The following is a 20518-nucleotide window of genomic DNA, read 5'->3' on the forward strand; positions in this document are numbered from 1 at the left end:
TTCATATTTATTTCTTGTAACACTTACATTAGCTGTTTTACTACAAGTTCCTGTGGAAGCAGTTGCTACATAGCTTTGAGTTCCACTAGGTGCAGCATACAATGTTCGAGCATTTCCTCCTGTATAAGGAGTGGTAAGTCCAGCATCTGTATATAATCCTGTTGTAGGAGACCAAGTGACTGGTTGTTGTGCATTACCAGTAATTGCGACATCATCCATTGCGAAAAAATTAAGATTAAAAGAATTTCCGCTCAAAACAAATCGTAAATAAACTGTTGAGGCTCCGTCTAAAGCTGACAAATCAATATTTGTTGCAGCCGGAGTATTAACAAATACATCAGAACCCGATACACTAGTAAACGTTTGAGACCATCTATCTGTCCAGTTTGAATTATCAGTAGATGTTTGCAATTTTAGCACAAATGAACCAGCTGCAAAAAACTCTAGATCATATTTAAAGGATGCCTTCATTGAAACAAAACCTGTAGTAGTAATTGCAGGACTATTTAAGTACCAATCTCCCGTACCATCTGTTCCGAGTGAATTAAACCATAATGCCATTTCATTTGCTACACCTCCAGCGTCATTAGAAGCAGAAGCACCCCATCCAAAAGCACTAAAAGCATTAGTTCTAGACCAACCTACTGGTAAATTGCCTACACCGCTTGTAACTGAATTAAAATTCTGAGAAAATATACTTTGGGATGTAGTAGTTCCACCAGTCGCATCTAATTTCACATAATCTGTAGTACAAGCATCAGCACTTGCAGGTGAAATTGTTGAAGTAATCGTAACATTAGAAGGTGTTGGATTTACATTTACTGTAAATGCAGCTGTTGTAGTACAATCTAATGGATTAGCATTTGAGGCTGTTAAAGTATAATTTGTTGTTGCAGTTGGATTGAATGTCCATCCCGTAGTTGAATCACCACTTACCCCTGTTGAAGGAGACCAAGTATAATTCGTATAACTCGAAGAACCTGTACTAATTGAAACTGTTGGAGATGTATCTCCATTACAAATCGTAGTTGAAGAAGAACTCAGAGTTATAGCAGGTGCAGAGGTAACAGTTGCCGTAACTTTTGTTCTTGAAGATGTACAGTCTTTTTGTACTTTCCAATTGTACAAATAATAATATGTAGTACTAGTTCCTGATATATAACCGCTGGTTATGCTTCCAACACTACCGATAGCATAAGGAAAACCACCTGGAGAAAATTCTCTTATTAAACTTGCAGTACCTGAAGTTACTAAAATTCTGTAACCGGTTCCAACAGGTATTGACCATCCTAAATTTGCTGTGTATGGTGTAGTAGTAGCCAAAACTCCTGTTCCTGCTGGTGCAGTAAAAGTAGTTGACGTTTGAAGAACCGTTCCAGAACTATTTTGAAGCTGAATTACAAATGTTCCGGAAGAAGTGGTTCCATTATATACATCCACAGAATTCAAAGTGAACGCTGTACTTGCATCAAATACCAGCCCATAAGATGATGGTGTTGTATTAGTGATTGCTGTAGGAGCATTTCTACCTCCTGTTTGAATTGAGCCAGGAGTACTTGCTTCCACCCAATAATCAGTTGTTGTAGAAATAGAAGGTGTTGTAAAACTAGTCCCTGTTCCTAAACTTGTTCCTCCAGTAGAAGCAGAATACCAATTAAGCGTTGTTCCTGAAGATCCTGTTGCTGATAATCCTACTGTACCTGTTCCACACCTTGTTCCAGGAGTTGTTCCTGTTATCTGTGGATTATTTACAGTAATCTGTACTGTAGGCTGTAGACATGTATTTCCATTACTATCCTTTACTATAACTTTATAATAAGTTGTTGCTGTAATGGTTCCTGGTGCATACGTAGAAGATACTGCTCCACTTAAATCGGTATATGAGCTTCCATCCGGACTACTTTGCCACTGATAGGTCGCTGCTCCATATCCTGATGATGGTGTCAGACTTAATGTTCCAGGATTTCCTGAACCACAAAAGGATGTTCCACCAGAAGCACTAATTGTAGCAGATGCCGGTAATACAGTAGCTGTATAGGTTACACTATTGTATACACAACCTGTAACAGAATTACTTGCTGTCAAGGTATAGGTAGTAGTAGACGTAGGGCTGAATGTCCAACCTGTAGACTGGTCACCAGTTGGCAACGCTCCCGTTCCTGTTGTAGCTACCCATGTGTAAGTATCATAATCTGATACATTGGATGTAACTGTAACCAATGATGATGAACTTCCATTACATATTGTACTAGATGTACTACTTAGCGTTACAGTATTAGCAGTGGTAACAGTTGCTGTAACCTGAGTTCTTGGTGAACTTGTACATGTGGCAACCTGACCTGTGAAGACTAAATCAAGTCTGTTTCCGGATATTGTTCCTGTAGCTGCCGTAGAACCTGAAGTATCTGAATGCAAGACTTTACTAGCTGCTGTTGTAAACTTTGTAATCGAATTGTTCGTAAGATCAGCTCCGGAATATGTAACATCAATAATAATATTTGATGTACCGTCCCAAACAAACGGTGTAGAGAAAGGTATCGTTTGTAATCCTGAAGACGTATGAGTATAAGTAGCTGATGGATAAACAGTTGTAAAACCAGTTGTTGATGCCCATGTAGTAGAGGTAAAGGTAGACGATGTTGTAGTACCGATCTTAACTGTATAATTATCATTTGTCGCGGCATCACCAAGTGAAGTAATATTATAAGCCATTGAAGTAATATTACCCGCTTTTAATCCTGCCGCAGATAACTCAGCCGCAGTATAAATAGTTTGAATTCTATAACTCGGCCAACGGTTAACAAATGCTGATGGTTGTGTAGTTGCTGTAGTATTTGAAGCACCTGTTCCTATTGTAGCAGTTCCACTTCCAATTACACCGGCTTCAACATAATAATTAGTTGTTGTAGAAATAGAAGGTGTTGTAAAACTAGTCCCTGTTCCTACAAGGTTTCCTCCAGTTAATGCATCATACCAATATAATGTCGTTCCTGAAGATCCTGTAGCTGATAATCCTACTGTACCTGTTCCACATCTTGTTCCTCCTGTTGTAGTCAATACTTGTGGATTATTTACAGTAATCTGTACTGTAGGCTGTAGGCATGTATTTCCATTACTATCCTTTACTATAACTTTATAATAAGTTGTTGCTGTAATGGTTCCTGGTGCATACGTAGAAGATACTGCTCCACTTAAATCGGTATATGAGCTTCCATCCGGACTACTTTGCCACTGATAGGTCGCTGCTCCATATCCTGATGATGGTGTCAGACTTAATGTTCCAGGATTTCCTGAACCACAAAAGGATGTTCCACCAGAAGCACTAATTGTAGCAGATGCCGGTAATACAGTAGCTGTATAGGTTACACTATTGTATACACAACCTGTAACAGAATTACTTGCTGTCAAGGTATAGGTAGTAGTAGACGTAGGGCTGAATGTCCAACCTGTAGACTGGTCACCAGTTGGCAACGCTCCCGTTCCTGTTGTAGCTACCCATGTGTAAGTATCATAATCTGATACATTGGATGTAACTGTAACCAATGATGATGAACTTCCATTACATATTGTACTAGATGTACTACTTAGCGTTACAGTATTAGCAGTGGTAACAGTTGCTGTAACCTGAGTTCTTGGTGAACTTGTACATGTGGCAACCTGACCCGTGAAGCTAATAGAAGGACGGTTAGCAAATGTTGTTGCTCCGGCTGAAGCACTACAAGCACCTGTAGTACCTAAAAGGTTGATGTTGCTAACCGAAGAAGGTGTTGTTGCAGAAACTGTAGAAGAACCTCCTACAACTGCAACAGTGTAACAGATATTTACCAATATATCCGATGTACCATCCCAAGCAAATGTAGATGATGCTCCTGTTCCTGTTCCAAAGGTATGTGTGTTAGTTCCAGAAACTGCAGTATATGTTGATGCATTATAAACAAGTGTTCCTGTTGCGGTATTAAATGTAGAAGTAAGTGGTAACGCACTTGTAACATTGGCTAAACTAATTTTATAATTCGTTGCTGAACCAGAACCAACAGAAGATACATTAAAAGATAATGATGTAATATTTCCTGCTCTTAGTCCCAAAGCTCTAAGCTCTGAAGCAGTATAAATTAATTGATGTCTATAATCTCCTGTACCAAAGCCATATCGATAAACACTTCCACTAAATTCTGTAGTGGTTGGTGAAATTGAAATATTCCCATTACCTGTTAGTTCAGCATTTACATAATAATTAGTAGTTGTAGAAATAGAAGGTGTTGTAAAGTTTGTTCCTGTTCCTACCAAATTACCTCCTGTTAAAGCATCATACCAATTTAATGTAGTACCTGCAGATCCTGTTGCTCCTAATGTCACTGTTCCTGTTCCACATCTTGTTGCAGGTGTGGTTGTAGCTACTGTTGCATTATTTACTGTTACTGTTACTATATTTGAATAAGCTGTTGAGCTACTTGTGGTACAAGTTACTTTTAATCTATAATAAGTAGTAGAAGTAATAGTAGGCGTGGTATAATTAGAATATGTTGAGGATGCAGTTCCTATATCCGTAATTACTGTAGCAAAATTATCTGTAGAAGATTGCCATTGAAATGTAATTCCTGTTTTTGAGGTGTACCCACTAGCCGAAATTGTTGTAGATCCAGAATTACAAATTGTAGAAACTGATGCCGTTGCAGTACCAGCTGCTGGTGTTCCTGTACAAGGATTTACACCATCAAACTCTGATGCACCTATATCAGGAGATGTACCTCCATTTACTGGACTTGGAAATGGTCTTGTTATTCCCCAATAATCATCTGTAATACTTGGTGTGGAAATTGTCTGAGCTCCAGACTCCGCAAATGATGCAGTTCCTAAAGCAATTCTCAAGTAATTAGGATCGGAACCTGTAGTACTTTGGAAAGTAGTATTTTCAGTTTGTGAAACAGTTTCCCTTGTTGATACTCTTGTTTGGAAAGCAGTTAAAGTCTGATCACTATTAGTGCCATCATTATAAATTAAATTACTAGATCCTGGTGTACCTGCATAAAATAAATTATTATTAGAAGTAGTTGCATAATTATTCAAGTTAGTTGAAGCACTTCTTCTTAATGCAACTGCTAAACCGGTTCCTTTTGGAGTAGAATTATTAATAACAATATTATTTCTTAAATCCAAAGCAGCAGTTGTCGAAGTGGTATTGAAAGTATGAAAAACTCCGGTAGTTCCAAAATTAGTACCAGAAGACGTAGCATTTAAATAAATTGTGTTGAAATAAATTCGATAGTTACTGGTTGTACCTGTTGCGGTAATAGAAATTCCTCTAATAGCATCTGTTGAATTTGCAGCAGGAGCTTTCAAGTCACCAATCACATTATTATACACATTAGCATTTATAGAGGCACTCCCAGATAATACTATTCCATTAACTCCAGGCGTGGTTGTGAATGCTCCTGTAGTAGATAAATCATAAATTTTATTTTTATATACATTATATGTTGTTCCATTTGTTCCACCCGTTACCATTATACCATTTGCAACCCCTGAAGTTGTACCAACGCATGACAATGTATTAATCGTGTTGCCATAAATATTTGCAGCTGTTGATGTTGTGATACCTGCAACTGTGGCAGTTGTACTGGTTGATGATAAATTATTAATTGTATTACCATTAATGTTAGTAGTAGTTGCTGGCGAACTATTACTTATACCTGTAACGGCTCCACCAGTTCCTGTAGAAGATAATCCCGTAATAGTATTAGAAGCAAGTGTTAATGTAGTAATAGTTCCACTACCTCCTTGTGACAACCCTGTAATTGCTCCTGTTCCTGTAATATTGGTGATTGTATTACTAGACATATTAGTATTACCTCCAAAATTAGCTTGTAATGCCGTAACAGAAGAAGAACCACATGTCCAATTACTGAAAGTATTGCCGGTAATTGTTTTTGTTGGCGTACTACTTACACCATCATTGTTAAACCAACCAATAATAGTAGTAGCACCAGTTACGGTAATATTGGAGAAATTATTGTTCATGTTTTGGTGGGCAGTAGTCGAGGTAGAAGAACCTCCATCATTATACAATATCACCGATCCACCTGCTCCACCTTTGTTAAAGCCAGTTACAATACTATTGGAGTTAATTGTTTTAAAACCACTTGTTGGTGCATTTACACTATTTGAAATGAAAATTACATTTCCAGTAGTATTTACATTAAGGTTAGTAAATGTATTTGAACTAATATTTTGAGATAACGTTGTAGCTGTATTAATCAAATATGCATTTGGTGTAGATATACTATGAGAACTCGTACTTGCAACGTTATATACAATTCCTCTAATATCATTTCCAGTAATTGATAATGCAGCAGTTGCAGCTCCCCCAGTATTTGTGACTGCAGTAACAATACCACTTGTCGCAGCACTGAAAGTAATTGCATTTCCACTTGCATTACCTATTTGGTTATTATTAATATTAATAGCATTAACAACAGCACCCGTATTTGACAACCCTGTGAAACCTCCTGTTGTTGCCGTAGAAGTAGTTCCTCTAATAATATTATTATTCATATTAAGAGTACCCGGTGCAGAAGAGTTTACAATTCCTACAATAGTTGTAGAGGAAGATGTTCCTCCCACCGAAGTATTTAATATTGTATTATTGTTAATATTAATAGTTGCGGTACTCAAAGCCGTCATTCCCTGACTTCTAATAATTTCCAGAGTTCCAGAAGTAAAGTTATCTGTAATCGTAACTGTATTATTTGAAATAGTTGAGGAAAAAGTACCTGTAGGTGCAGTAGCAGTATAATCTTTAAAAATACCTCTTAAAGTAACTGCTGTTCCTGAAATAGTTGCACTAGTAATGGTATTATATGATACATTTTCACCTGTCTGATGATTTATAAATATACAATATGATGTACCACTATTAGAAATATAACTACTTGTTGCTCCTGCTCCACCCCAGTTTGTAATGGTGTTTCCAGTTGATGAAGAACTTCCTCCTATGTCATTTCCAACATCTTGAAAAGCAGCAGTTCCACTTCCTATAAATGCAATTCCCATATTTACATTGGAAATGGTATTGGAATAAATTTTATTATTACTATTTGCTCCGGCTGCTGAGGTAATATCCGCAGTAGTACCTACTGCAGTAGCAGTATGCCTTGTATTGCTATAAATTCCAAAGGTATTAGTATATGTTCTATTAAGTGATATAGTACAATTTTGTATTGTATTATTCTGTGCTCCATTGGTAGCAGAAGCATATAAGAGCGCAACACCCCATTCCGTCATATTATTAGACGCAGCTGTAGTCGTAGTATTAGATGAATTTTCTTGCATCGTAAAACCATCTATGGTAATATAATCTCCTCCAATGATTTTAAAGATTGCATCATTCAAATTACCTGACGTCTGTGGAGTCGGAGCTGTAAATATTGGATTCGCTCCGGTTCCATTTTTAATAAACGTTATCGGATTGGTAGAAGTTCCAGTTGCAGTTAAACTATATCCACCGACCGGTGCTGTTTCCGTATATCCTGCATTTACATAACATGTTATTGTTCCTGTATGTATTGTTCCTCCGTTAATAGCGGTAATAGCACTTGCTAATGTAGAGTAAGTTGCAAATGTGGAAGTACCTCCGGTTGAAACAACCGTTACAGGGTTCGAAGATACGGTATAAGAATAGTTAGAACCACTATTGTTATTTAAGTTGATGGTAAACCAATCAGCGTTGCTACCGTTTGTAGCCACATTGCTATTTCCAGAAGTGAAAACATAATAGCTCACGTTTGCTCCTGCTGTGTTGGTTGCTGCAGGAATAGTAGCGGTATATGTAGTTCCCGAACCACTCATTTGCACAACTGTAGAAGTAGAGTAAGCATTTGTTGTATAACGTAAATAGACAGCCTGACCCGTGCTTAACGCACCATCCAAAGTAGCTGTAACTGTAACATTAGTATTTGGAATTGGGTTCGTACTTGCAACAGAAGAGACGGAACGAACTGCACCTTGCACCCTGAAGTAAACAAACGCATTGCTTGATGTTCCCGAATTCGGAGTTTTAAATACGTAATTATCTGTTGTATTTGGACAAGTGATGAAAAATGCACCATCTGTATTACAAGTAGACATATTGTTGTATGTCGTACTATTACCAGATGTCCAGTCTTGATCAGAACCGCATCCATTTTTACCCCATTGGTTAAGATCACCAGACCAATTCCTTACTAATCGGAAAAACTGATTGCCTGTACCTTTTGGATTAGCTGTAAAAATTCTTGAGGTTCCGGCACTTGCATTAAAGCCCTGAATGTCTGATACAGCCCATCCATTTGTAAAGCCACTGCCAATAATCCCGTTTTGTGTCCATCCAAGGACAAATAAAAACAAGAAAGCAAAAGAAAAAAACTTTCCTTTCTTTAAAGATAGTAGTTGTTTCGCCATATTTTTAAGCAATTTTATTTCTTATTGATATTATTAAGTTTTATTTTTTGAAAAATTACGAATAGATAACAAAATTATAATAATTTTTGTATTAGTGTCATATTTATTAAAAAAAAATTAAAATTTATTCAATTTTAATTTTATTCGAATTAATTGTAGCTGACTAAAAAAAAATAATTTTATTAAATAAAATAGATCATTAAGCGATTTTTTTAAATCCATAATAGAAATGAAAATAAAAAAACACAAAATAAATTACATCAACAAATAAAGATTTAGAAACAATAAAATAAATAAAAATAGCGTTTTTAATCCTCAAATTAAGGTTACAAACATTGATATTCTTTCAAAATTGCCTCCCAAACTAATGATTGGCTGTAAGCGGATTCTATAGATTTTCTGGAATTACTTTTTAAAATTTTTGCAAAACTTTTGTCAACAAGAATATGTTGCATCGCTAATTTTAAAGCATTTTCATTTTTAGCAGGAATGATGATTCCGTTTTTACCTTCATCAATAATTTCGTTGCAGCCATTAATGTCTGACACAATTGAAGGAAGCTCCATAGCTCCTGCCTGCAAAACCACATTGGGAAAACCTTCCCGATAACTCGGAAAAACCAAACAATCACTAATGGCAAAATAAGGACGAACATCATCCTGAAATCCTACACTTATAATATTGGAATTATTTTCAATTTCCCGAATCGTTTCAGGAAGCAACGGATCTAGCTCCTGTTCTAAAGATCCAACCAAAAGAAGTTTTGAAGAAACTGAAGATTCAATTTTTGTAAAAGCAGAAACCAATTCATTAATTCCTTTATCTCGCACCAATCTGCCAACAAAAATAAAAACAAAGTCTTCTTCCAGTATATTCAGTTTTTGTTTTAAAATTAGCATTTCCTCTTCCGAAAATAATTCTGGATTGAAATACTCTAAATCTACTCCATTGACATTGCCATTTGCAATAATCTTTAATGGTTTTTTTGTGATTTTAAATTTTATTAAATCTTTTTTTACCCCTTCTCCTTCCGGATATATATGTGTAGCAAAATGACACAAGATTTTATCCATAAAAATCAATATCCTTTTTAGAATACCATTTTTGTAAGGAAATATCAATCCCGTAAACGTGTGCATTCGTACAGGAACTCCTGCAAATTTTCCGGCAATCATGCTGAGCAATCCTGCTTTTGGAGTAATAGAATGTATAATATCCGGTTTTTCTTTCCTAAAATAATGGTATAATTTCCAAAGCGTTACAACATCTTTTAAAGGAGAAATCTGGCGTTGCATTTCTATCGGATGTACTCTCACACCTTCCCTTTCCACAACTTCATCCAAATCTTTTCCTTTTCCGGAAATAGCAGTTACATTATAAAATTGATTCAAATATTTCAGTTGCCCCTTTAGTAAAATATTCAAAGAAATGGGTACTGTGGAAATCCGAAATAGTTTTTTCATATATCAGTTACAGCTCTTTGCTTTTAGACTGCTTTCTGTTTTTAAATAAAATTATACCATATAAAATACTTCCAAATGGTATTGCTAAAAGAGTTAAGAATTTTTTAGGTGACTCATTTAAAAAATTTTTGTTTTTAGACAAAAAACTGCTTGAAACATAATGTACTGCATCTTTGAACCTTTTCTTTCTTGATTTTGACAACACCATTCCTTGCTTTCTTATAAATGCAAAACCTTTTGGATTATTATAATACTGCCGGAACATATTAAGAGATGAACCTCCTTCCTGATAATCCACATTTACCAAAACTTCATTTAAAGTGACCATTTCATAATCCTCATCCGCCAGAAGATATTTATAACCCAATCCTACGTATTTTTCCCCTTTAAAAAGAGGATATTCAGGATAACGATTCATTACGTCCGTTCTGTAAACCAATTTTTTATCTCCCGTTCCGCCGCTCAGATAAAAACCTTCCAATGTAGTGGTTTCTGTACGAAATTTTGAACCGATGATCCTATTTTGTAAATCAGCATCTAATCCTATTATTCCGCTGTATTTTTTCTGATCCATAGAATGCCACTTTTCTAGAATCAATTCCACAGCATTTGTGGGCATAAAGTCGTCGGAATCAATACACGTATTGAGTATCGTTTTTATATTTTTATAGGCGGTATTATGCGCTCCATGCATTCCCTGATTTTGCTGAAAAACATATACAATTTCAAGAATTTTCTCCTGCATAAATCCATCAACAACTTCCTTAGTATTATCCGTAGATCCATCATCCACAATAAGCCATACAAATTCTTTTAAAGTCTGGTTCTTTAGACTTTCATATAAGCGTGGCAAAAGATGAGCACGATTAAAGGCAGGAGTAAAAACGGTTAAAACTTTCATCAAATTCTTTTCAGTAACTGCAAATATTTCTTTTCTAATTTTTTGACATTGTCATGAATGTCATATCCTTTTTCCGTAATGATCTCTGAAGTATTTTCTCTTTCATACATCATTTTTACGGTGACATTTTTCGCCCAGATTTCAGGAGAGTCTTTCAACGAAATTATTTCGACATTTTTCTCGATTAAAATTGATTCTGTTGGAATTCCATCAGAAATAAAACATTTAATTCCGGATGCTTGAGCTTCAACAAAAGCTACAGAAAAACCTTCAAACAAAGACGGAAATAAAAAAGCATCCATTCCCTGAAGCAACTCGTTCACATCAGTTCGCAATCCTAGAAATATAACTTTATCCGCGAGATTCAATTTTTCGACTTTTGCTATTATCTCATTTTTTAGCTCGCCCTCTCCTACCAAAAAAAGTTTACAATTCTTATTTTTCTTGATAATTTCGGAAAAAACATCAATCAAAAAAAAGTGGTTTTTTTGCGTGTTGAATCTTCCCACATGAAAAAAATTATAGCTTTCTTCAGCATCTAATTCCTTTCTTATTTTTGTTCTTACTTCTTCATTATACTGAAATTTTTTTGTATCAATAGCGTTATTCATTTGATATGATTTTGCGGCTCTTCTTTTCCCAAATAACCATTTTGCAGAATCTTCACCACAGGTAAAATACGTGTTGATATAGTTTCGCATTCTTCTTTTCCAAACAAATCTGAAAGCGGCTTTTTTGTCCAAATCCATTTTAGAATTATGAGCATGTGCAATAATGACGGGAATTTTTCTTCTTTTCGCTTCCTGATAAATAAATAATCCTAACTCGGACAGCTGACCATGAACAATCTGATAATCGGGATTTTCGTCAAAAAATTGTTTTACCGCTTTTTTATAATTTCTGAGTCTTAAAGGATGAATTTCCGGTAAACGAAAAATTTTACCCCCTAATCCTAAAATTTCTTTTTCATAAACTCCTTCTTTCCGATGAACCAAAAAATCGAACTGGATTTTTCTACGATCCATATTACGATAATAATTCATCAAATTGGTTTCAGCACCCCCTTGATTAAGTATCGTGAAAACTTGTAAAATACGGATTGGATCGTTTACTTGTTCCATTTCTTTAATAAAATACTAACGGTATACGTATAAATTGTAAGTGGCAATATATAATTTTTTTTTGCAAAATAATAAAACAGCCTCCAAGGAAAAGGCATATTTCCTAATGAAAACTCCAAGAAAGCTTTCTGATAGAATTCATCATATTGTATTTGCTTTATTTTACGATACAAATCAAAAAAATCTTTACTTCCAAATGTTTCATTAATAGTAAGGTTGAAAAAAGTAATACAGACTCTGTTATTCAGTGCTCGAAAAAATTCCTTAGGCTTATTATTTTTGATGAGATAATCTTCTATCCAATTAAATTTATATATCCATTTTTTATAAAGATTTTCTTTATAGGAAGATGTTATGGATGAGTTTTGATTTTTTACATAATTATAATAAGGCTTATTAATAATTTTTATTTTATGTGCATTTTCTAAAATTTGCAAATTCATAATACCGTCTTCCCAAGTCCCTATTTCATCTAAACTTATAATTTCCAAATGATCATCAAATAATTTTTTTTGATATACTTTCCCCCACATTGGAGCGAATGAATCTATACTTAAAAACTCTGAAAATTCATCATTAAACAAACCCACTAATTTTCTTTGTAAAAATTCTGCATCAAATATTCCTTCACTTATTTCTCTTGGTAAAATTTTGTTTTTGTAGATTCTGTTATATGAAAAACTAATAATATCATATCCTTCTCTACTTTCTTTGAAAACACTTTGAATGCATTCCAAATCCAAATAATCATCACTGTCCACAAACATTATCCAATCACTTTGTGCATTTTTTATTCCAATATATCTGGTAAAAGCTATTCCTTTGTTATTCTGATCTATAATTTTTACTCTATTGTCTTTTTGCTGGAAATCTAATAATTTTTTCAGTGTATTATCCGTAGATCCATCATTAATGCAAATGATTTCTATATTTCTATATGTTTGGTTTATAATACTGTTAATGCATATTTCAATATATCTTTCAGCATTGTAACAAGGAATTACAATAGAGATATCCGGTTTTATCCTTTCCATAGATACATGATATAGGTAAATAAATAATATGCAAACGCAATACCTCCTATTTTTTTGTGCTGATCATCTTCCCATACTTTATATTTTAAAATTGGGTAAGCAATTACAGGAGCCATTAAAAACCATGATAGGTATGCAAAACGATTAGAGAAGTTCGCACGGATTACCAAGATCCAGAATGCATTGGAAATAATATAAACTCCATAAAGATGAATATAAAATTTATCTATAATTTTTTTCTTGAAAATAAAATACCATCCTGCATATACAGCAGAAGCACTATACAATACGAAATCCCATCGGAATCCGGTAGAGGAAAATTGCGCTTCAGCTTCACTCGGTTTCGTAAGATAATTACTTGCTCTATCATCACCAAAACCCAAACTTGCGAAAAAGTTTTCCCAAAAACCTCCACCAGCAATTGATAGTGGTATTGCCGCAAGCCAAATGTACAAATAGATTTTAGGATTTTTGTAAACACCTGACGTAATGAAAGCCGCTATTGGTATTATTAAAGAATTATGAAAACCATAGGATAAAAAAAACAGGACGTACATATATATTTTGCTATGATAAAAGCATAAACCAAGAATAAAAAGTGAAGTTGCCATTCCGTTTCGTATTCCATTTGTACCATACGTCCAAAATGAAAAACTAGCAATAAACATATAAAAAACAAACATCCAGTATCGACCAAAATGTTTTTTTGAAAAGATATAGCATGGAAGAATATATAATATATCAACCAACAAAAAGAATACAGTCGGACTCATTATTTTAGAACAAAATACCATAAAGTAACTAAAAAAATAATCTTTAGTGATTTTCGGAGTTATTCCTAACTGCAACTTTTTATATGTATTATTATAAATCACCATATCGCCAAAACGATAATTTACCGGTCGGGTTCCCATATAAAGAATAATAGCAAGTAATAAAAAATAACCTAATGCATACGAAATCCTTATTGTAGATTCTTCTGAAAGGCTAAAGTTTTGTGATTGAAAAAAAATTAAAATGCTTATAAAAAATAATGCATGATAGTATACTGAAATATAACTTTCTATAGGAACAAAATCAAACATCTTATTCTTTTTTTGAGATTATTCTTGCAGGATTTCCTACAGCCACACTATTTTCAGGTATATCCTTTACTACAACTGCTCCTGCTCCGATAATAGAGTTATCACCAATTGTAATATCCCCAATTATCATACAATTGGCATGAAGTTCTACATTGTTACCAATCACAGGTTTTTTTCCGTTTTTTTCGCCAACAGTCACCAAATGATTAATATATGAATAATCTCCTATACTTTCAGCATTAAGTATTGTGGAATATGGATGTGCCAGCTTTACGCCTTTTCCAAGTTTTGTATGAACATCTATGATAAAAGATTTTTCCTTTGGATAGAATATTCTTAAAATTTTTGAAAAAAAACCATGAGTACGATAATAAAACAAAGTTCTAAAATACTTGCTCAGCAGCAATTCCAGAGTCAAATCATATATCTGCTTCACCGGCGAATTTTCGATCGTCTTCTTTGCATAAAGATCATGAAGGATTTCATCTTTTTTTGAAGAAGACAAATACAGCAAAATGTGCGGTAAAAATAAAAACTGACCAAACAAATAAAATACCCTCATTATCTTTTCTTACTGAAAATTAAATCATTCCAAAGTGACATTACTTTCTCAATAGAAAATCTTTTAACATTTTTAATAGCTTTTTCCCCCATCGTTCTTCTTAAATTTTCATCCATCATCAATCTTTCAATTTTAATTTCAAATTCTTCCAAATTATTATACTCAACTATAAAACCATCTTCACCATCAGTTACAATTCTGTCCGGACCTGTTGGACAATTATATGAAACTATAGGAAGACCTACTGACAATGCTTCTAATAAAACCATGGGAAATGTCTCATGTTTAGATGTCATCATATAGATACTGTAATCTAAAAAAGTTTGTTTCAAGTCGGAGATCGTTCCTTTAAAAATAATATTTTCACCCAAACTTAAAGAGTTGATTTTTTTTTCCAATTCCAACCTTGTACCTGCATAATCATCTCCATAAATATGAACTTCCCAGTCAGGAAATTTTTTAAATAATTTTTCTCCGATTAATATTATATCTCCAAAATTTTTTTGATATCCAATTCTTCCCGCCGCAATTATTTTCTTATTTTTCAATTCGCATTTTCTGTTATCAACTTCCGCAGGATTGGGAATTATTTCAAAATTATTTGATGAATAATATCTTTTTTCATCTTCATTCAAAATTACTATTTTGCTATATTTTTTTTCAATAAAATTAAAATATTTCTTTGTAATTATTGCCCTAAGAGAATTATCTAAGGACATAAAATATTTTGTGAAATGAATTTCTTTTATCTTCGGAATACTTTTACTTATGAAAGGAAGAAAATAAAAATCAGGACCAAAATTAGCACTAATTAGAATATTAGGTTTTAACTGTTTCAATGTTTCTTTCAAAGCAAAAATATGTTTTCTCATCCTAATCAAATTCTTTGGATGAAAATAACTTATCCCTATTTCATAGTCAACTCCTAAATCTATAAATCTAATTTTCTTACTGAAGGGATAACATGGAAGATGGTTCCTTTGATTATATGTTATAATAGTAACATCATATCCACATACATCTGCAAAGTAATTCGCTTTTTGGGAGAGTACTTTTTCAATTCCTCCGTGTAGATAAACTTGGTCTGTTGTATATACAAGATTCATTTAGGATTCCTTCTTAAAGTTAGTTTTATTCAACAAATTCTTAAATAAATCGTCCCATTGTTTTACAATATTTTGGGGAAGATATTTCTTTACATTTTCTTTTCCTTTATCTCCCATTTTTTTTCTCAACTCAAAATCATTCATAAGAATCTGGAGTTTTTCTGCAAATGCTTCAATATTTCCGTTTTCTACTAGAAATCCATCTTCATCATTGGAAATAATATCGCTTGGGCCATAATTACAATCATATGAAACTGTTGGAAGTCCACAGCTCATAGCTTCAATAATTACCATTCCGAAACCCTCAAAACGTGAGCTGAGAACAAAGATAGAGGATTCTAAATATTTTTCTTGAATGTTTTTTTCGGGATCAAAAAAAAGTACTGAAGATTGAATTCCCAATTTTTCGGACAGCTCTTTCAGCTTTTGTGCAGGGATTTCCTTTCCATATATATTCAGTCTCCAATCTGGATTTTGGTCAATAATCAATTTCCAAGATTTTAAAAGCCTGTCATAGCCTTTTTGATATCCTTGCTTTCCAACAGCAATTACAGTTTTGTTTATTAATTTGGAGGATTCTTCTGGATAAAAAGAAAGTGGATTAGGAATGATTTTCACTTTTTTTGTATTGCTCCACTCTTTTTTATTTCCGTTCGTAAGTACTACAAATGCATCAAAATCATTGGAAAAGAAATCCATTAATCGAGTCTTTAATTTTCTTAGAAAACTATTTTCATTTCCTTCTTGTATCAGTATATCATCTTTAGAAATGTGTCTTTCATAAATGATAGGAACTTTTACATTCAATAATTTGGGTAACAAAAAACCTTTAAAACCGTCATCGCAAACAGAGATAATATCTGGTTTAGTTTCTTCTATCAGCTGTCTTAATCCTTTAATATAGGAAAAAAAATAATTGATTTTTCCTGGTTTTGTAATGATAGAACGAAATGTGATTTTTTCATTAAACGGATAAAATGGAGAAATCACCTCTTCATTGAGTGAAGAAATGTATACCTTATATCCAAAATCTTCAGCAAGTTTTGAAGCTTTTATTGATAAGACTCTTTCTAATCCACCAGAACCATTAATAGAATTAGTGATATAAAGTATTTTTTTCATTTTTCTAAAAAAATTCTACTGTATTATATTTTGCTTATCAATTTTGAATTGGCAAACATTACTACTTTAAAAAAAATATCAGTAATAGGATTATTTATTCTCTTCATTAAATAAAATAAATAATTATTGATTTTACGCATCGCAATATATCTATTATATTTCTTTTTTGTAAAATCATTAATGGAATTCAGAAAGAAAACGCTTTTATCATAAGCAATTTTAGGATCAGTATTATTGGATATGCTTCCTTCATTTATTCTATATACAGAAAAAAATTCATTATGATATTTTATCTTTTTATCTTTTGTTGCTATTACAACTAAAGATTGATCTCCTGCATGTACAAATTGAAACCAATCAGGTATTTCAAACCTATTTCTTAAAACAAAAGAAGAAGTTTGCGAAAACAAGCATTTCATATAGTCCTTCAACAGATATTCTGACTTCTTCGAAGGATCAACACTATCTCTAAATCTCATTTCTCCATTAACAAGCTTATATACTTTACCAACCGAAAAATTAAACTCTTTATGTGTTTCTAAAAAATCTACTTGCAATTGAGATTTTAGTGGGTTTATCCAAAAATCATCGCCTTCACAAATTGATAAATATTTACCTTTCGCTTGCTGTAATGCAAATATAAAATTTGGCATAATTCCCAAATTCTTTTCATGATTAAAATATCTGATATCGCACTGCGGATTTTTGTCAATAAAATTATTAATTATTTTATTCGTCGCATCAGTAGAACAATCATTAGAAATTATAACCTCATAATGAAAATCACATTTCTGTTGGAGAATGCCATTCAAGGTTTCTTCAATATAATCTTCATGATTATATGTGATAACAATAATAGATAGCAATGGTTGAGGAAAATTCATAGTAGATTAAGGTTTATAACATGACGTTCTTAGATCCAAAACCTGTAATCGTTTTTAAAATAAACAATACTTTTTTAGAACGTTATATCAATTATTTACATTTTTAATAGAAAATTTTAGCTAGTTATTTATTTTCCTTCAACTTATTTTAAAAAATTCAAACATCTTAAACAAAAACCTTGTGTGAATGGTAAAATTTCAAAATTCTGAGAATATATACCTATTCCTTTTGTATCTCCTTGCGAAAAATCTATAGCTCCGTTTCTTTGGGTAACTGATCTCAGATAATTGATAGATTTTTTGTAAGCTTTCTCGCTAATTTCAGAAATTTCCGGAATTTCTTTCGCATTGGTAAAAAGCCATCCTAATGTAGCTGACGTAGAAGAATCTGACTGAGAATTATTATCCAAAAAATTCCAACCAAAACTACCATTCTCTTTCTGAAAAGGAATTACAGACAATACAAGATTCTTAACAAAATTTTGCAAGTATATTTTTTCAAGGTGATTTTCAGGCAATAATTTCCATGTATCTGTTAATCCTATTGCAAGCCAACCAGCTCCTCTTCCCCAACCGAAAAGTCCAGCAGGAAATTTTGTTTTAATATTATAAGTATGACAAGGAATAGAAGTATTATTCAACATTCCAAACTTTTCAAATTCTTTAATCTGATTAATAACCAAATCTATCGCCTCAAGTCGGTTAAATTTAAGTCCATAATTTACCAAGAAAGGACAAATAAAACCAATCGTATCTACAAATCGAAAATCGGAAACATGTTTTCTGTAAGCAATTGTTCCATCCTCACCTTTTAAGGTCAAGATTAGTTGGTAGATTTCATCATAAGCGGGTTTTAATTTCTCATGATCTAAAAACGAAAGCTTGGAAATTGCAAATGCCAATATGGCAGTATCAATTTCTTTTGGAATATCTTTCCATTTTCCAGACTCTGTAATCTTCAATTTTACAAAATCTACCAATCTATTTTTTAAAATCGGATCATTCGTTTTTTCATATCTTTCATTCAAACCTAATAACAATGCTGCTTCTTGCCAAGCTTGTATTGATTTTTTTTTATAATTCCCTTTTAAAATATCAAAAAAAATGAGTCTTTCATTATCCATTTGTTTTGCAGTTGGTGTCTCAAAAAGCCATTTTTTAGAGATTTCAAAAACTTTTTGCTCCCAATCTTTTTCATCCAAAAACCTTCCTATTTTTATTCTGCTTTGCCAAATATAAAATTGAGGAATTACATCTATCATTAAAATAATAGATACTAAAATAACTATTAGAAGTAGTAAATAAAACACAAACAAAATTTTTCCTAAAACTAAAACCACAAAATCAAATTACAAAACCTTCTCCATTCACCATCTTTTCTATCATCTCTATTTTCATATCATCCGAAATACCACCTAAAAGTGTATAGTTTTTATCAAACTTGGGAGAGATGCTAAATTTTTCATTTATTTTCTTTTTATACTCTTCCACAGTGCAGATTATTCTGGCAGGATTTCCTGCAATCACAACATTTTCGGGAAAAGATTTGGTAACCAAACTATTGGCTCCAATAATAGAGTTAGCTCCTATTTCAACATTTGGCATGATAAAACTTCTTGCCCCGATAAAGCAATTATTACCAATTTTTATTTTCCCGATTCTTACATATCCCAAAGATACTTTTGTACTTGTATCATGTGCTAAAAGATAAACCTGAGGTGCAAAAACTACATTATCGCCAATTTCTATCAACCAAGAATGCCCATAATCTATTGTACAGCTTATCAATCCACTCACGTTTTTTCCAACTTTCATTCCGTTTTTTATGTTGGCTTGCAATGTAAGTTCTTCATCAGAGATTCCTTTGATTTTGTTATAAATTTTATTATAGATTTTTCGTAGCATGTCTTAATTTGTTATTAATTTTTTCATTTTCAAATAACCGTAATATGCTCTTGGAAATAAAACTAAATATAGTACTTTATCTTTGAGAGCAGGTAATTTTCTGAAATAGAAATCATTGGAAAGCAATGAATTGATAGCTAAATGAATATAATTCCACAAAAAATGCGACGGATATTGTTTATATGTATTATTCTTAATCAGCTGAAAATAAGAAAAAGCCAAAGATTTTACATACCAATTTCTATAATAGCTATGACTAACTCCATGTTCTTGATATTCTATAAATTGAAAAATTTTATTTACCGCAATAATATCATATTTTTTTGCCATTTCATGCCATACAACAGCTTCAAAAACAAAACGAATTCCTTCTTTTTCGGGAAAAGGAAATTCTTTCATCACAGATGTCTTAAAAGCAACGGATTTATCTCCTTTTAAATTATATTTCAAATACATATCTGAAAAGGAAACCTGCCAACTTTCTTTAGGAAATTGGTCACCGCAAATAGTTCCGCTTTCATAGGAAGACAAACCAACAATTCCACAAATTTTAGGATTATATTTTATTTTATCCCAATTTGCAAAGAGTATATCCAAAGCATTTTCTGCAAGATAATCGTCACTATCTATCAAAAAAAACAAATTATATTTAGCCTTTTCTACCCCGAAATTGATAGCGGTATGTTTTCCTCCATTATTTTTTTTAAAATAATTAATTTCAATTTTCCCGTCTTGAATAAATTGGTTAACAACCTTTTCTGTATCATCTTCGCTTCCGTCATCTATAATGAGCCATTCGAAATTTTTATTTTTTTGAAGCAACAAACTTTCATAAAGCCTTCCAAGTAGATGTGCTCTATTATAAGTTGCTGTAAAAATTGTTATACTTTTTGGCATCA

The 20518-nt window shown here is 32.7% G+C and carries 13 protein-coding genes; all 13 read right to left on the reverse strand.

Features of this window, described 5'->3' with window-relative positions; all coding sequences use genetic code 11:
• The coding region (locus AC2A1C_RS13145; protein WP_484026250.1) for a beta strand repeat-containing protein at nucleotides 1–8436 on the reverse strand (8436 nt) is incomplete at its 3' end.
• Between the two features lie 326 nt (nucleotides 8437–8762).
• Nucleotides 8763–9899 (reverse strand): glycosyltransferase family 4 protein, encoded by a 1137-nt coding sequence (locus AC2A1C_RS13150; RefSeq protein WP_484026251.1) that lies wholly within the window; start codon nucleotides 9897–9899, stop codon nucleotides 8763–8765.
• 7 nt (nucleotides 9900–9906) lie between these two features.
• Nucleotides 9907–10800 (reverse strand): glycosyltransferase family 2 protein, encoded by an 894-nt coding sequence (locus AC2A1C_RS13155; protein WP_484026252.1) that lies wholly within the window; start codon nucleotides 10798–10800, stop codon nucleotides 9907–9909.
• Nucleotides 10800–11921: a glycosyltransferase family 1 protein gene (locus AC2A1C_RS13160; RefSeq protein ID WP_484026254.1), complete on the reverse strand. Its 1122-nt coding sequence runs from the start codon at nucleotides 11919–11921 to the stop codon at nucleotides 10800–10802. The genes AC2A1C_RS13155 and AC2A1C_RS13160 overlap by 1 nt, the downstream gene beginning before the upstream one ends.
• Complete coding sequence (locus AC2A1C_RS13165) at nucleotides 11909–12955, reverse strand: glycosyltransferase family 2 protein (RefSeq protein ID WP_484026255.1); 1047 nt, start codon at nucleotides 12953–12955, stop codon at nucleotides 11909–11911. The genes AC2A1C_RS13160 and AC2A1C_RS13165 overlap by 13 nt, the downstream gene beginning before the upstream one ends.
• Nucleotides 12943–14040, reverse strand: coding sequence for an EpsG family protein (locus AC2A1C_RS13170; RefSeq protein WP_484026257.1), 1098 nt, complete (start codon nucleotides 14038–14040; stop codon nucleotides 12943–12945). The genes AC2A1C_RS13165 and AC2A1C_RS13170 overlap by 13 nt, the downstream gene beginning before the upstream one ends.
• 1 nt (nucleotide 14041) lies before the next feature.
• Complete coding sequence (locus tag AC2A1C_RS13175) at nucleotides 14042–14602, reverse strand: serine O-acetyltransferase (RefSeq protein ID WP_484026258.1); 561 nt, start codon at nucleotides 14600–14602, stop codon at nucleotides 14042–14044.
• Nucleotides 14602–15708, reverse strand: a complete 1107-nt coding sequence (locus AC2A1C_RS13180; protein ID WP_484026259.1) for a glycosyltransferase family 4 protein — start codon at nucleotides 15706–15708, stop codon at nucleotides 14602–14604. Before AC2A1C_RS13180 ends, AC2A1C_RS13175 begins: the two co-directional genes overlap by 1 nt.
• Complete coding sequence (locus AC2A1C_RS13185) at nucleotides 15709–16830, reverse strand: glycosyltransferase family 4 protein (protein ID WP_484026261.1); 1122 nt, start codon at nucleotides 16828–16830, stop codon at nucleotides 15709–15711. It lies immediately after the preceding gene.
• Nucleotides 16831–16853: 23 nt separating this feature from the next.
• Entirely contained in the window at nucleotides 16854–17714 is an 861-nt protein-coding gene (locus AC2A1C_RS13190) for a glycosyltransferase family 2 protein (protein ID WP_484026263.1), read from the reverse strand.
• Between the two features lie 143 nt (nucleotides 17715–17857).
• On the reverse strand, nucleotides 17858–19024 hold the full coding sequence (locus AC2A1C_RS13195) for a glycoside hydrolase family 88 protein (RefSeq protein ID WP_484026264.1): 1167 nt from the start codon (nucleotides 19022–19024) through the stop codon (nucleotides 17858–17860).
• A 34-nt stretch (nucleotides 19025–19058) separates the two neighbouring features.
• On the reverse strand, nucleotides 19059–19619 hold the full coding sequence (locus AC2A1C_RS13200; protein ID WP_484026266.1) for an acyltransferase: 561 nt from the start codon (nucleotides 19617–19619) through the stop codon (nucleotides 19059–19061).
• 3 nt (nucleotides 19620–19622) lie between these two features.
• Nucleotides 19623–20516 (reverse strand): glycosyltransferase family 2 protein, encoded by an 894-nt coding sequence (locus AC2A1C_RS13205; protein WP_484026268.1) that lies wholly within the window; start codon nucleotides 20514–20516, stop codon nucleotides 19623–19625.
• Nucleotides 20517–20518: the final 2 nt, after the last annotated feature.

Source organism: Chryseobacterium sp. HNCC26DJ241, assembly GCF_057180505.1.